Source organism: Saccharopolyspora endophytica (genome assembly GCF_018070075.1).
Classification (GTDB): Bacteria; Actinomycetota; Actinomycetes; order Mycobacteriales; family Pseudonocardiaceae; genus Saccharopolyspora; species Saccharopolyspora endophytica.
Genome location: NZ_JAGPXE010000014.1, coordinates 173369 through 187531 on the forward strand (window position 1 = coordinate 173369; position 14163 = coordinate 187531).

Annotated in this window: 13 protein-coding genes; 6 read left to right on the plus strand and 7 right to left on the minus strand. The window is 71.4% G+C overall.

The window, feature by feature from the left end; genetic code table 11:
* Window positions 1-141: 141 nt before the first annotated feature.
* Window positions 142-747, minus strand: coding sequence for a TetR/AcrR family transcriptional regulator (locus tag KBO27_RS27565; RefSeq protein WP_210972758.1), 606 nt, complete (start codon window positions 745-747; stop codon window positions 142-144).
* A gap of 96 nt (window positions 748-843) precedes the next feature.
* On the opposite strand from KBO27_RS27565, the gene KBO27_RS27570 reads away from it, so the two are divergent.
* Window positions 844-1893 (plus strand): NAD(P)-dependent alcohol dehydrogenase, encoded by a 1050-nt coding sequence (locus tag KBO27_RS27570; RefSeq protein WP_210972759.1) that lies wholly within the window; start codon window positions 844-846, stop codon window positions 1891-1893.
* Window positions 1894-1956: 63 nt separating this feature from the next.
* On the opposite strand, the gene KBO27_RS27575 is transcribed toward KBO27_RS27570, so the two are convergent.
* Window positions 1957-3429: a phosphatase PAP2 family protein gene (locus tag KBO27_RS27575; RefSeq protein ID WP_210972760.1), complete on the minus strand. Its 1473-nt coding sequence runs from the start codon at window positions 3427-3429 to the stop codon at window positions 1957-1959.
* Between the two features lie 29 nt (window positions 3430-3458).
* Complete coding sequence (locus KBO27_RS27580) at window positions 3459-3887, minus strand: GtrA family protein (protein WP_132673229.1); 429 nt, start codon at window positions 3885-3887, stop codon at window positions 3459-3461.
* A 350-nt stretch (window positions 3888-4237) separates the two neighbouring features.
* Between KBO27_RS27580 and KBO27_RS27585 the strand changes: the two genes are divergently transcribed.
* Together KBO27_RS27585 and KBO27_RS27590 are read left to right on the plus strand one after the other, a co-directional pair.
* Window positions 4238-4426, plus strand: coding sequence for a hypothetical protein (locus KBO27_RS27585; protein WP_132627042.1), 189 nt, complete (start codon window positions 4238-4240; stop codon window positions 4424-4426).
* Window positions 4427-4619: 193 nt separating this feature from the next.
* Entirely contained in the window at window positions 4620-5510 is an 891-nt protein-coding gene (locus KBO27_RS27590; protein ID WP_307870653.1) for a diacylglycerol/lipid kinase family protein, read from the plus strand.
* A gap of 1 nt (window position 5511) precedes the next feature.
* Here KBO27_RS27590 and KBO27_RS27595 read toward each other — a convergent pair whose 3' ends face one another.
* Both KBO27_RS27595 and KBO27_RS27600 read right to left on the minus strand, forming a co-directional pair.
* On the minus strand, window positions 5512-6738 hold the full coding sequence (locus KBO27_RS27595) for an acyl-CoA dehydrogenase family protein (RefSeq protein ID WP_246538142.1): 1227 nt from the start codon (window positions 6736-6738) through the stop codon (window positions 5512-5514).
* Between the two features lie 96 nt (window positions 6739-6834).
* Complete coding sequence (locus KBO27_RS27600; protein ID WP_210972762.1) at window positions 6835-7818, minus strand: aldo/keto reductase; 984 nt, start codon at window positions 7816-7818, stop codon at window positions 6835-6837.
* 211 nt (window positions 7819-8029) lie between these two features.
* On the opposite strand from KBO27_RS27600, the gene KBO27_RS27605 reads away from it, so the two are divergent.
* Both KBO27_RS27605 and pabB read left to right on the plus strand, forming a co-directional pair.
* Window positions 8030-9538: a serine/threonine-protein kinase gene (locus KBO27_RS27605; protein WP_210972763.1), complete on the plus strand. Its 1509-nt coding sequence runs from the start codon at window positions 8030-8032 to the stop codon at window positions 9536-9538.
* A 32-nt stretch (window positions 9539-9570) separates the two neighbouring features.
* Window positions 9571-11607 carry an aminodeoxychorismate synthase component I gene (gene pabB / locus KBO27_RS27610; protein ID WP_210972764.1) on the plus strand — a complete coding sequence of 679 codons (2037 nt, stop codon included), beginning with the start codon at window positions 9571-9573 and terminating at the stop codon, window positions 11605-11607.
* Here the strand turns inward: pabB and KBO27_RS27615 are convergent.
* Entirely contained in the window at window positions 11542-12441 is a 900-nt protein-coding gene (locus tag KBO27_RS27615) for a LysR family transcriptional regulator (RefSeq protein ID WP_210972765.1), read from the minus strand. The two genes, pabB and KBO27_RS27615, sit on opposite strands and share 66 nt — an antisense overlap.
* A gap of 190 nt (window positions 12442-12631) precedes the next feature.
* Here KBO27_RS27615 and KBO27_RS27620 point away from each other — a divergent pair, with 190 nt between their 5' ends.
* Window positions 12632-13543, plus strand: coding sequence for a YeiH family protein (locus KBO27_RS27620; RefSeq protein ID WP_246538214.1), 912 nt, complete (start codon window positions 12632-12634; stop codon window positions 13541-13543).
* Here the strand turns inward: KBO27_RS27620 and KBO27_RS27625 are convergent.
* Complete coding sequence (locus KBO27_RS27625) at window positions 13533-14120, minus strand: TetR/AcrR family transcriptional regulator (protein ID WP_210972767.1); 588 nt, start codon at window positions 14118-14120, stop codon at window positions 13533-13535. The two genes, KBO27_RS27620 and KBO27_RS27625, sit on opposite strands and share 11 nt — an antisense overlap.
* Window positions 14121-14163: the final 43 nt, after the last annotated feature.

Below are 14163 nucleotides of genomic sequence, written 5' to 3' on the forward strand. Positions count from 1 at the left end.
CCCGACGCGCCCCCGCAACCGAATACGGCCGTATTCCGGTACCTGAATACGGCGGTAATCCGGTGCCTGAATACGGCGGTAATCCGGTGCCTGAATACGGCGGTAATCCGGGTTGTGGGCTTGATCGGGCGTGTGGCGGGGTCAGGGGGAGGTGTGCCGGTAGCCCTCGACGGCGACCCGGGCGGCTTGGGCGGATTTCCGGACCACGAGGTCCGGGGTGTAGCCGTGCTTGGTGAAGACGCCGTTGAGCCAGAAGGTTCCGTAGCCGTGGGCCTGGGTGAACAGCTGCTCCATCAGCTCCAGGGCGTCGGCCGGGGCGGCCACCGCCATGGTGCGCAGGAGGAACTGATCGGTGAGGCGGCGGGTCTGGTCGTGCAGCTCCGCGTAGCGGGCGCCCTGCAGGACCTCGGCGTTGATCAGGTCCATGCCGACCCGCTGCCGGATCAGGTACCCGGTGTAGGTGCCCGCGGCGGCGGCGAGCCCCTCGACGGGATCGTCGTGCTGGCCGGCGGCCTGCTCGACCTCGTCGGCCAGCTGGTGGGCGACCTCGGTGGCCACGGCGGCGACGAGGCTCTCCCGCTCCGGGAAGTGCCGGTAGGGAGCGCCGGGGCTGACCTTGGCGCGGCGGGCGGCCTCGGCGACGGAGAAGCTCTCGACGCCGCGTTCGGCGATGGCCTCCAGCGAGACCCGAACGAGCTCGGCGCGGAGGTCGCCGTGGTGGTACTTGCCGCCCATGTCCTGGATCACATCTTTCGATCGGAATATGTAAGAGCCCTCTTACGTCCCAATGTAAGAAGGCTCTTACATCGAGAGCTCGTGCACAAGCTGTTCCATGGAGGGTTCATGAGCACGATCACGAACGCTATCGCCGTTCCGTCCCCGGGGGCACCCCTGGAGCAGACGACGATCACGCGACGTGACCTGCGGCCGGACGACGTGCTGATCGACATCGCCTACGCCGGCATCTGCCACAGCGACATCCACCAGGCCCGCGAGGACTGGGGCACCGCGATCTTCCCGATGGTCCCGGGCCACGAGATCGCGGGCACCGTCGCCGCCGTCGGATCGGCGGTGACGAAGTACCAGGTCGGCGACCGCGTCGGCGTCGGCTGCATGGTCGACTCCTGCGGTGAGTGCGAGTACTGCCAGGCCGGGACCGAGCAGTTCTGCGTCAAGGGCAACGTCCAGACCTACAACGGCGTCGGCTTCGACGGCGAGAACACCTACGGCGGCTACAGCCAGCAGGTCGTGGTCTCCGACGCGTTCGTCTGCGGCATCCCGGAGGGCATCGGCCTCGACGTCGCCGCCCCGCTGCTGTGCGCGGGCATCACCACCTATTCGCCGCTGCGCCAGTGGGGTGCCGGCCCCGGCAAGAAGGTCGCCGTCGTCGGTCTGGGCGGCCTCGGCCACATGGCGGTCAAGCTGGCCGCCGCGATGGGCGCCGAGGTGACGGTGCTCAGCCAGAGCCTGAAGAAGCAGGAGGACGGCCTGAGGCTCGGCGCGAAGGACTACTACGCGACCAGCGACGAGTCGACCTTCGAGACCCTGGCGGGCCGCTTCGACCTGATCCTCAACACGGTCTCGGCCGAGCTGCCCATCGACTCCTACCTGGGCCTGCTGCGCGTCGGCGGCGCCATGGTCAACGTCGGTGCCCCGGGCACGCCGCTGTCCTACAGCGCGTTCTCGCTGATCGGCGGCAACAAGTCGCTGGCCGGTTCGATGATCGGCGGCATCGCCGAGACCCAGGAGATGCTGGACTTCTGCGCCGAGCACGGCATCGGCGCGGAGATCGAGACCATCTCGGCGGACCAGGTCAACGCCGCCTACGAGCGCGTCACCGGCAGTGACGTGCGCTACCGCTTCGTCATCGACACCGCCACCATCGGCGCCTGACGAACGATCGAGGAGGACCCGGGGCCGCCGATCGCGGGACGTGGCGCCCCCGGGTCCTCGCGCTCAGTCCGGCCGGTAGACGTGCAGCGCGCCGTCGCGGGCCGCGAACTCGAAAACGGTTCCCTTGAGCGAGACCTCGCCGTCGCGGGCCAGTGCCACGGGCGCGCCCAGCACCTCGACCCGAACCCGGTCGCGCTCCTCCTGCACGTACGCGCGGTTGTGGAACAGCGCCCCGGTCAGGGCTCCGGCGATGAACCGGGTCCGGGAGAACGGCAGGTCCGCGCGGATGTAGCGGACGTCCAGCACGCCGGTGTCCAGCCTCGGCCGCCAGGTCGGAGCCAGTCCCTTGGGCTGATACCCGTTGCCACCGGCGAAGAACAGCCAGATCTTGCGGTCGATCCCGTTGATCCGCACCGGGATCGGCTCGGCGCTGGCCAGCACCCGCACCAGCGCCGCCGCTCCGGCGGGCCACTTCCCCCAGCGGTGCTCCCACTTCTCGCGCAGCCGCACCATGTCCGGGTAGCCGCCGAGGCTCGCGGTGTTGACGAACCACTGCTGCGGCACGTCGTCGACCTTGACCGTGCCCAGATCCACGTTGACCGCCGAACCGGCGCGCAGCGCCCGCACGGAGTCGTAGGTGCTGTTCACGCCGAGATCGCGTGCGAAGTGGTTGAGCGTCCCGCTCGGCACCACCAGCAGCGGCAGCCCGCGCACCGCGGCCACCGCGGCCGCCGCCGCAACGCTGCCGTCCCCGCCGGCGACGCCGAGCGCCTTCGCGCTCCCGGTGGCGTCGAGGTGCTCGTGCAGCTGATCGGCCAGATCGGCCCCGGGCAGCGGGTAGACGAAGTCGGCGCGCGGCAGCAGTCCGGCGAGCTCGGCGGTGGGATCCCGGGCGGGATCACCGGAGGAGGGGTTGACCAGCAGCACCAGCCCGTCGCCCTCCTCCATCGCGACGGTGCGAGCGCTGGGCCTGGCGATGCTCGGCGTGGAGGGCCGCACCGGCCACCAGCGGCTGGTGGCCGCAGCGATGCCGGTGCCGATCGCGGCGCCGAAGAGCACGTCGGTCGGCCAATGGACCCCGGTGTGCACCCGCGAGTACGCGACGGCCCCGGCCAGCGGGAGGAGCGCCATTCCCAGCTCGGGGGACTCCATCCACACCGCGGTGGTGAACGCGGCAGCCGAGGCCGCGTGACCGGACGGGAACGAGGACGACGACGGGGGCGTGCTGAGCCTGCGGCGCACGGGCAGCAGGTTGGCGGCCGGACGGCGGCGGGGGAGCAGCGGCTTGCCGATGCCGTTGGTCACGGCGCTGGTGAACGCGATGGCGCTGGCCCCGCGCAGCGCCGCTCGACGCAGCCGCCCGCGCCTGGTCGCCAGCACGGCGGCGATGCCGAGCCACAGCTTGCTGTGGTCGGCGAGGTGGGTGAGCCGGCGCAAGGCCGGGTCGGCGGTGCTGCGCGGCCACGAAGCCGAACGCAGCACGAAGCCGTGGTCCGCTGACTTCAGCCGACGGATCACGCGAACGCTGTTGAGCACGTCGCGACACTAGCCGGTGCGGCTGGAGCTCAGCGACCGTCGGTGTCGCGGAAGATGACCCAGCGCATGACGCTGTACATGTAGACCGCTTCGCACAGGCCCGCGAGGAGCCGCGACACGTGGTACTGCGTGCCCAGCGCCGCCAGTCCGCTGCCGAGGCCGAGGATGAAGGCCAGGTAGTTGATGAGGATCGCCACCGCGTAGAGCGCGGCCTGCGGTCCGACGGGTGCGTGCGAGCGGAAGTTCAGCGCGCGGTTGAGCACGAAGCTCAGCGCGAAGGCGATCAGGTAGGCGACGGTGAACGCCACCGGCACCGGCCAGTGCAGCACGCTGCGGAACAGGGTGAGCAGCAGCAGGTCGAAGGCGAAGGTGGAGCCGTTGATCAGCGCGAAGCCGAGGAGGCTCGGCGCGACGACGCGGGAGAGCCCGAAGGGGAGTCTTCGCGTCACGGCTTCCATCGCGGCGTGGAACCGCTGCCCTCGGTCGGGCTGGGACTGCTGTGCGGTCGGCTCGGCCTGCTGCCCGGCGGTCATGACGCAAACCATGGCATGCCCGGTTGAACGCGACCCGCTGAGGGGTCGTGCACGTGGCGATGGCGCCTATTACTTCAGTGATAAGTGAAATCAGTCCTAAAATCCGGTGAACTCGCGGAAATCGCAATTCGATCCACAATGGAATGCGAATGGAATTCGCCGCATTCGGAACGGAGGGGCACCCCGCCGTGAAGATCGACATCGGATGGCGCATAATTGATTCCGGCAGCGCGTGCTCTCCTGCCCAAATTTCGCTCTTTACCTACTTTTCGCTGGTGAGAACTGTGTCCAAGCACGCTCAGCCCCGCCCGGAGGCCGGTATTTCCCGGATCGCCGAAGGTGGGCGCACCTGTCCGCTCCCGTCCGACATGATCGCCCTGCACGGTCCGTGGGGCACCCGCCGAGCCAAGCGCCGCCTGGTCTCGACCGGCGTCGTCACCGCCGACGTCGGCGCCCGCGCCTGACCGATCCTCCCTGCGGCGAGGTGGAGGCCGCGAGGCCGGTTCCACGCCTCGCGGCGGCGCCGCCCGGTCCTTCGACACCCCTCTGGGGTGTGGTCCTCGACCCGGCGGCGGTAGAAAGGACGCCATCGGTGTCCCCGAACTTCGCAGGAGGCGGACCATTCGCATCGAGCGGCCTGTCACCAAAGCCGCCCTGGTGGTCAACGTGCACTCGCGCACCGGAGGCAAGGCCTACGCCTACGCCCTCGACCGGTTGCGCGAGCTCGGCGTACCCCTGGGCGCCACCTACCCGCTGCAGGACCCCTCGCGGTTGGTCGAGACCGTGGACTCGGCGGCCAGGAGCGGCCACGACCTGATCATCGTCGGCGGTGGGGACGGCAGCGTCAGCTCGGTGGTCGACTGCCTCGCGCACCGCGACGTCCCGCTCGCGCTGCTGCCGCTGGGCACGGCCAACGACTTCGCCCGCACCATGCACATCCCCGACGACCTCGACGGGGCCTGCCAGACCATCCTGGGCAGCCACATCGTCGACGTCGACCTCGGGCTCTGCGGGGACAACTACTACGTCAACCGCGCCTCGGTCGGCATCGGCGCGGAGGTCGCGCAGGCCATGTCGCCGCGGCTGAAGCGCTACGTCGGGCCGCTGGCCTACCCGGTGGCCACCGCCAAGGCGTTCTTCAAGCACCGGCCGTTCGGCGCCAAGCTGACCTTCCCGGACGGCGATCACGAGGACCGCGAGTACGACAAGCTGCTCCAGGTCTCGGTCGCCAACGGTCGCTACTTCGGCGGCGGGCAGCTGGCCGCCAGCGACTCCGGCATCGACGACAACTCGCTGGACATCACGGTCATCCGGCAGGGCAACCTCCGCCAGCTCGCCGACGTCGTGCGCGGGCTCAAGACCGGCAAGTCCAGCGATCAGGTCGAGCACATCCGCACCCGCGCGGTGCGGATCGACACCGGGGGCGAGCTGCCGATCAACATCGACGGCGAGGTCGTCTCCAGCACTCCGCAGACCTTCGAGGTCGCGCGCAACGCCCTGCACGTGGTCGTGCCGCGCACCTGGACCGACGGCGAAGCGCCGGAGTAGCTCAGCTGTAGGGCGACGGGATCGGCAGGTCACCGCGCAGGGTGTACCGGCCGACCTCGATCCGCTTGTAGGCCACCGGGTCGTGCAGGCTGTGCGTGCGCAGGTTGCGCCAGTAGAGGTCCATGCCCACCGAGTTGGCCGTGGCGCGGGCGCCGGTGAGCTCGAAGACCCGGTTGGCGATCTCCAGACCGACGTCGATCGCGCGCTGCTTGGCTGCTGAGACGAGAACCGCTGCGCGGCCCCGCTGTTCGCGCGTCACCGACTCGCGGTCGGCGTGCAGCAGCTGCGCGAGGTTGGCCCCCGCCGCGTCGGTGAGCGTCTCGGCCGCCCACAGCTTAGACTGCAGATCGCCGTACCCCTCCAGCACGTAGAACTCCTCGGTCCCGGAGTTCTTGCCCTCGCCGCCGTAGGGCCAGGCGCGGGTGTGGCCCCGGGTGTAGGTGACGCCGGCGCGCAGCGCAGCCTGGGCGATGCCGACGTAGAGGTTGGCGAACACCAGGTGCAGCGCGGGCACGTGCAGGGTGCTGAAAGCCGACGGGCGGAACTGCTTGTCGACGTACCCGGCGGCGCCGGACCACGGCACCCGGACGTCGGTGATCTCCACGCTGCCGGAGACGGTGAGCCGCTGGCCGAGGTTGTTCCAGTCATCGCCGAAGGTGATGCCGTCCTGCTGCGCGGGCACGACCGCGAACACGCTGTTCCCGCTGGATTCCAGCGTTCCCTCCATCACCAGCAGGTCGGCGATCTTGCTGCCGGTGGAGAAGAACTTCTTGCCGCGGTAGAGCAGGGTTTCGCCCTCATCGGTGACGACGAGGTCGTGGTCGCGCGGGTTGACCACGCCGCCGAAGAAGTGGCCGCGGGAGGTGTAGAGCTCGTCGACCTCGGCGATCTGCTCGGGCGTGCCGACCAGGCGCATCGCCCACGCCCACACGTAGTGGTGGCCGAGCAGCTGCCCGATCGAGCCGTCCCCGGCGGAGACCTCGCGCACCACGCGGCAGGCGGTGGTCCAGTGCTGCTCCGCGCCACCGTGCTCCGCGGGTCCCAGCAGGGTGACGAGTCCGGAGTCCTTGAGCAGCTGGACTTCTCGCGTCGGAACCGCGCCGGCCCGGTCGCGCTCGACGGCGTCGGCGGCGAGAACCCCTGCGACGTCGCGGGCTCGCGCGATCCACCCTTCGGCGGACGATGGCCTGGGCTGTTCGGCCCAACGTGAAATCTCGTTGCTGCTCAAGGCCATCCCCTCCGAGCGAAGCGAAAACGCCACGACGAGAAGCACGATAACGCCCCCGTCGTCGCGGTCTTCCCGCGCCCGGCGAACTTTCCGGCCTCAGGTTCCAGCGGCGTCGCGGGTTTCGGTGCGGTCCGTCGCCGGCGGCGGAGGAGCGGAGAGCCGGGAGATCTCCTCGCGGAGGTCCGGGGTCATGTCGATGTCGAGCGCCGCCAGCGAATCGGCGAGCTGGTCGAGATCGCGGCCGCCGATGATGGGCGCGGTGACCGCCGGGGCCGACATCGCCCAGGCCACCGCCAGCGTGGCAGGCGCGACGCCCTGCTGGGCGCAGAAGTCGGTGAACTTCTCGGCGGTGACGTAGTCGGACTCCTGCCCGTAGCGCCGGGCGTAGCGCTCGTTGTCGACCAGGCGCCCGGTCTCGGGGCGGCGGCTGGTCCCGTACTTGCCGGTGAGCAGACCGCCGCCGAGCGGGCTGTAGGTGATCACGCCGAGCTTCTCGGATTCGGCCAGCGGCATGATCTCCACCTCGGCCTGCCTGCGGACGAGGTTGTACATCGGCTGGATCAGCTCGAAGCGCGCCAGTCGGTCCTTGGCCGAGATCCCCAGCGCCTTGGCGATCTGCCAGGCCGCCCAGTTGCTCACCGCCGGGTAGCGGATCTTGCCCTCCCGCTGCAGGTCGTCGAGCGCGCGCAGGGTCTCCTCGATCGGGGTGTGCTCGTCGAAGGCGTGCACGAAGTAGAAGTCGATCCAGTCGGTGCCCAGGCGCCGCAGGCTGGCCTCCACCGCGCGCACCAGGTACCGGCGGGAGGAGCCCTGGGCGTTGATGTCGGGACCGGTGGGGAAGAACGCCTTGGAGCTGAGCACGATCTCGTCGCGGCAGTCGGCGATGAGCCTGCCGAGGATCTCCTCGGAACGCCCGCCCGCGTAGACGTCGGCGGTGTCGAAGAAGTTGAGGCCGAGCTCGCGCGCCTGCTGGAACATCTCTGCCGCGGTCTGCTCGTCGGCGTCCGCGCCGAACGACATCGTGCCCAGGCACAGCGGTGACACGCGAACGCCGGTCGCCCCGACGGTCCGGTACTCCATCACGTTCCTCCTGTGGTCGGTCGGTCCACAGTGTCACGCATCGATCACCCGCCGTCAGGATTTCCTCCGCGCCGGCCGCCGAACCGGATGGTGATGCTCCGGAAGAGCCCGTTTTCCCAGTTCGGAGGCTGCGTAGGTGCCCGGGGGTCCAGGGCTGATCACACGTCCGGGTTAGCCTGGTCTGGGTTTTTCCCGAGCAGAAGGGCTACGCGTGGCAGAGGTGGGCGCGCTGCTCGCAGGCCGGTACCGGCTGGAGCGGCGACTGGGCAGCGGCGGCATGGGCGTGGTGTGGCTGGCCGCCGACGAGCTGCTGGGACGCCCCGTCGCGGTCAAGCAGCTCAACCCGAGCTCGGTGTCGAACCCCGAGCTCGTCGAGGAGGCCCGGCAGCGGGCGATGCGCGAGGGCCGCATCGCCGCGCGCCTGCACCACCCGAACGCGGTGGCCGTCCACGACGTGATCGAGCAGGACGGCTTCCCCGTGCTGATCATGGAGTACCTGCCCTCCCGCAGCCTCGCCGAGGTCCTGGAGGACAAGGGGCGCATGACGCCCGGTGCGGTGGCGAGCATGGGCGCGCAGACGGCCGCCGCCCTCGACGCCGCTCACGCCGCCGGGATCACGCACCGCGACATGAAGCCGGGCAACATCCTGCTCAGCGACGACGGCACCGCCAAGATCACCGATTTCGGCATCTCGCACGCCGTCGACGACGTCGCGGTCACCCAGACCGGCATCATCGCGGGCACGCCCGCCTACCTGTCTCCCGAGGCCGCTCGCGGGCACGCGCCCACGCCCGCCTCGGACGTCTACTCGCTGGGCGCGACGCTCTACGCCGCCGTCGAGGGCGTGCCCCCGTTCGGCGCGGACGCCGACAACTCGATCGCCCTGCTGCACGAGGTCGCGGCGGGGGAGATCCGCCCGCCGCAGCTGGCCGGTGTGCTGGCCCCGGTGCTGACCCGGATGCTGCACGTCGACCCCGCTCAGCGGCCCACGCCCGCGCAGGCGAGCGAGGCGATGCACGCCGTGGTCTCCGGAGCTCCGTCGCCGCTCCCGCCGGTCACCGACCCGGACATCACGCAGCCGGTGCCCCGGGTCCCGGCCGGTACGCCGAGCCAGGGCACGCGCCTGAACAACGTTCCGGTCCCCGCGCAGCGACCCGCTCGCTCGCGGCGCTGGATCTACGCGGCCGCCGGTGCCGCCGCGGTCGTGCTGGTCCTGCTGGCGTTCCTGCTGCCCTCGGGCGAGCAGGAGCAGCCGGTGGAGCGGTCCGCCACGGCCGCCGAGCTCGAACGCGTCGTCTCCGACTACTACGCGCTGCTGCCCGAGCACCCCGCCAACGCGTGGACGCGGTTGGGCACCGGGCTGCAGGCGCAGGGGCTCGCGGGCTACGAGGGCTTCTGGTCGAGCGTGGCCGACGTGCGCGTCATCGAGCCGCCGAGGACCAGCGCGCCCAACACCGTCCTGGTCGGGGTCGAACTGGTCATGGCCGACGGGGTTCGCATCACCGAGCACCACCAGTTCGGACTGCGCGGCGCCCGGCAGCCGTTGATCGTCTCCGACGCGGTCCTGAACTCCTCGACCAGCACGCCGCCGCCCCCGCCTCCGCCTCCGCCGCCCGCGCGGACCGAACGCCCCGAGCCGCCCGGCAAGGAGAAGCGGGAGGAGAACAAGGGCAACGAGGACCGCAAGGGCGAAGAGGACAAGAAGGGCGAGGACAGCTGACCCTCGCAACCCCCGGACGGGAGGGTGGAGTCGTGCGCACGTTGCTCGTGGACAACCACGACTCCTACACCTACAACCTGTTCCACCTGCTGGCCCGGGTCAACGGCTGCGAGCCGCACGTGGTCACCAACGACGCGTCGGTCGACCTGGACGACTACGACAACGTCGTCCTCTCGCCCGGGCCGGGCACTCCTGAGCGTCCGCGCGACTTCGGCATCTGCGCCGACGTCCTGGCCAGGGCGACCGTGCCGGTGCTGGGGGTCTGCCTCGGTCACCAGGGCCTGGCGGTGAGCGAGGGCGCGCGCGTCGTGCCGGCCCCGGTCGCGCGGCACGGTCACCTCACCCGTGTCGAGCACGACGGCGACGAGATGTTCGCCGGGATCCCCACCGGCTTCGGCGCCGTGCGCTACCACTCGCTGTGCGTGGCCGAGCCGGTGCCGGAGGAGCTGCTGGTCACCGCGCGCGCCGAGGACGGGGTGGTGATGGCGTTGCGGCACAGGCGGTTGCCGCGCTGGGGCGTGCAGTTCCACCCGGAGTCCGTCGAGTCCGAGCACGGCGAGCGGCTGCTCGCCAACTTCCGCGACCTCGCCACCCGCAGCACACCGCGGACCGCGCGACGGGCGCCGCGAAAAGCGGCGCCGCGGAGGAGGTTCCGCGCCAACGTCGTGGAGCTCGACGGGGCGGTCGACACCGAATTCGCGTTCACGCGGCTGTTCTCGGAGTCGGAGAACGCCTTCTGGCTGGACAGCTCGCGGGTCGAGGAGGGGCTGTCGCGGTTCTCCTTCCTCGGCGACGATTCGGGTCCGCTCGGCGAAACCCTGGTCTACCGCGTCGGTTCCGGTGACGAACCGGTCCTCGACCGGTTGCAGCGGGAGCTGGCGCGCCGCGAGGTCGAAGCGCCACCGCTGCCGTTCGACTTCACCGGTGGGTACGTCGGCTACTTCGGCTACGAGCTCAAGGCCGACTGCGGCTCGCCCAACCGGCACCGCTCGCCGACCCCGGACGCGGTGTGGACCTTCGCCGATCGCTTCGTCGCGGTCGACCACCAGCAGCAGCGCACCTACCTGGTGGCGCTGAGCGAGGGCGAGGACCGGTCCGGTGCCGTCGACTGGCTCGCCGACACCGCCGCGCTGCTGTCGGAGCCGGTCCGGCTCGACGAGCCCGGTGACGGTGAGGCCGACGGAGTCGAGCCCGCGTTGGCCCGCGACCGCGCCGAGTACGTGCGCGACGTGCTCCGGTGCCAGCAGCACCTGCTCGCGGGGGAGAGCTACGAGATCTGCCTGACCAACTCGGCGGACCTGCCCGCCGCGGAACCGGCGTTGCGGACCTACCGACGCCTGCGTCGCCGGAATCCCGCGCCGTACTCGGCTTTCCTGCGCGCGGGAGGTGTCGAGGTGGCGTGCTCGTCGCCGGAGCGGTTCCTCAAGATCACCGCCGACCGGGTCGTGGAGGCCAAGCCGATCAAGGGCACCGCGCCGCGCGGCGCGACCCCCGAGGAGGACGCGCGCATCCGGCGGGAGCTGGCGGCAGACCCGAAGACGCGGGCCGAGAACCTGATGATCGTCGACCTGATGCGCAACGACCTCGGCCGGGTGTGCGCGGTGGACACCGTGCACGTGCCCGAGCTGATGGCGGTGGAGACCTACGAGACCGTGCACCAGCTGGTCTCCACGATCCGCGGTGCGCTGCGCCCCGAGCACGACGCGATCGACTGCGTGCGCGCCTGCTTCCCGGGCGGATCGATGACCGGGGCGCCCAAACCGCGCACGATGGAGATCATCGGCGAGCTGGAGGACCGGCCGCGCGGCGTGTACTCCGGCGCGATCGGCTACCTGGGCTGCTCGGGCGTGGCCGATCTCAACATCGTCATCCGCACGATGGTGCTCGTCAACGGGCGCTGGCAGGTCGGCGCCGGTGGCGCGATCGTGCTGGCGTCGGACCCGGAGGCCGAGTTCGACGAGATGCTGCTCAAGGCCGCCGCGCCGACGCGCGCGCTGCCGCCGTCAGTCGGAAGCGCGCATGGCGGTGGCCAGCAGAGCGGCAGCCGGGCCGGTGAGCTGAAGGCCTGAGCGCCAGACCGCGTGCAGCGGTCGGCGCAGGTCCAGGTCGGCGACCGGGACCTCCACGAGCCGCTTCTCCGCGAGGTCGGTGGCCACGGCGAGCGTGCTGAGCACCGCCGGACCGGCGCCGGCGACGACCGCGTTGCGCACCGCCGTGGTCGAGCGCAGCTCCAGCAGCGGGGCCACCGGCGTCGCGCCGACGTCGGCCAGCGCCCGGTGCAGCGTTTCCCTCGTGCCCGAGCCGTGTTCGCGCACGATCACCGGGGTGGCGGCCAGTTCGCTGGGGGTCAGCGGTCGCCGCAGCGTCGACCAGGGGTGTCCGGGCGGGGCGATGACGACCATGCGGTCGCGGGCGACGTAGCGAACCGAGACGCCCTCGGGCGGGTCGGGGGTTTCGATGAAGCCGAGATCGGCCTGGCCGTGCCGGACCGCTTCGGCCACCGCCGCGGAGTTGGTGACGTCGAGCTCCAGGTGGACCTCGGGCAGGGCTTCGCGCAGCAGGCTGATCCAACGCGGCACGAGGTATTCGGCGATGGTCATGCTCGCCGCCACCCGCAGCTTGGACTCCTGCTGGGCGCGCAGCGCGCGGACGCCGTTCATCAGCCCGTCGACGTGCGCGAGGACCTCGCGCGCCCAGCCGCACACCATCTCCCCGGCGGGGGTGGGCGTGCAGCCCTGGCGGGTGCGTTCCAGCAGCGCCAGGCCGAGCTGGCGCTCCAGCCGGTTGAGCCGCTTGCTCGCCGAGGGCTGGCTGATGCGCAGCTCGGCGGCGGCCGCGCCGATGCTGCCCAGCTCGCCCACCAGCACCAGCAGGCGCAGGGATTCCGAATCGGGCGCGGTCATGCCCGAAGGGTAGGTCCTGGAGCGCTGCTGTGGGGAGCTGGCATTCCACTCGGCTATGACGACCTGCTCGGGCGACGGCTACCGGGTCGCCGCGCGGTCGGCGAACCTGGCCGGTGTGAAGATCCTGCCCAGCGCTGACGCCCACCTCGTTCCGGGACTCGTGCTCACCGGCGCGGCCGTGGCCGTGTCGATGCTGGTGTCCTCGCAGGTCCCGGTCCTCAGCGCGCTGACAGTCGCGGTCGCGCTGGGCGTGGTCGTCGGGAACGTCCCCCGCCTGCCCGAGTGGGTTCGGCCCGGACTCGCGTGGGTGGCGCGCACACCGCTGCGCGCGGGGGTGGTGCTGCTCGGGTTGCAGCTGAGCATCGGGCAGATCCTCGGGCTGGGAGCGGGCACGGTGCTGGCGGTGCTCATCACCGTGGCGGTGACCTTCGCCGGGACGCTGTGGCTCGGACGGGTGCTGGGAGTCTCGCGAGGGCTGTCGCTGCTGGTCGCGACCGGGTTCTCGATCTGCGGGGCGTCCGCCGTGGCGGCCGTGGAGGGCGTGGTGGACCGCGAGGACGAGGACGTGGCGACCAGCGTGGCGATGGTGACGGTGTTCGGCACCGTCGCGATGATCGCGCTGCCGGTGACCTTCGCGGCCACGGGTGTCGGCGCCGACCTCGGCGGGCGGATCGCCGGGGCGGGCGTGCAGGAGGTCGCTCAGGTCGTGGCCGCCGCCTCGCCGCTGGGTGCCTCGGCGGTGGCGCTGGCGGTGGTGGTCAAGCTCAGCCGCGTGGTGCTGCTGGCCCCCTTGGTGGCCGGCGTGAGCCTGCTCGGCCGGCGGCGCGCGACGGCGACGCGACCGCCGATCATGCCGATGTTCGTGGCCGGATTCCTGGCGACCGTGGCGCTGCGCAGCAGCGGGGTGCTGCCGGAGTTCGTCGTCGACGTGTCCCGGCCGGTCACCACGCTGCTGCTCACCGCCGCGCTGTTCGCGCTGGGCACGGCGGTCCGCGTCGAGGCGCTGCTGCGCACGGGACCGCGCGCGTTCGCGCTGGGCACCTGCTCGACGATCCTCGTCGTCGCCCTGGCCACCGCGACGATGGGCGTGCTCAGCCAGTAGCGGGCAGCAGCCTGCGCAGGGCGCAGTCGGCGGCCGTGGTGAGTTCGTCGAGGTCCATGCCGGTGCGCCCGAGCGCGACGATGCCGAGCTGGGCGGCCAGGACGGCCCGGGCGAGTTCCTCGGTGTCCGCGTCGGGGTCGACGTCGCCCTCGCGCTGGGCGCGGTCGAGCGCTTCGGTCAGCACTCGCGTGGTCGCCTCGTAGCTGCGGCGGGCCTCGGCGGCGACGTCGGGCATGCTCATGGCCAGCTCGGCGGTGGTGTTGGCCAGCAGGCAGCCGCGCCGGGCGCCCGTGGCGTCGCAACCCGGACCGCGCACGAAGTCGCGGACGAAGTCCACGCCCCGCTTCGCCGCGGCCAAGCGCTCGCGGAGCATGCGGTCGTTGGCCTCGTCGTAGTCGCGCAGCACGCGCAGGAACAGGCTCCGCTTGTCGCCGAACGCGCCGTAGAGACTGCCCTTGCCGAGGCCGCTGGCGCGCATGAGGTCGTCCAGCGAGGTCGCCGCGTAGCCCTTGTCCCAGAACTCCTGGCGGACCGCCGCGACGACACCGGCTTCGTCGAACTCCCGGGGTCGTGGCACGGCACGAGAATACGACTTCTTGACCGGTCGGTCCAGAACGGGC

Excerpts from the sequence above, each read along its gene's own strand:
- KBO27_RS27580 (WP_132673229.1), bottom strand. The coding sequence starts at position 3,887 with ATGGAAGCCGTGACGCGAAGACTCCCCTTCGGGCTCTCCCGCGTCGTC.
- KBO27_RS27620 (WP_246538214.1), top strand. The coding sequence starts at position 12,632 with ATGCTGGTGTCCTCGCAGGTCCCGGTCCTCAGCGCGCTGACAGTCGCG.
- KBO27_RS27615 (WP_210972765.1), bottom strand. The coding sequence starts at position 12,441 with ATGACCGCGCCCGATTCGGAATCCCTGCGCCTGCTGGTGCTGGTGGGC.
- KBO27_RS27600 (WP_210972762.1), bottom strand. The coding sequence starts at position 7,818 with ATGGAGTACCGGACCGTCGGGGCGACCGGCGTTCGCGTGTCACCGCTG.
- KBO27_RS27570 (WP_210972759.1), top strand. The coding sequence starts at position 844 with ATGAGCACGATCACGAACGCTATCGCCGTTCCGTCCCCGGGGGCACCC.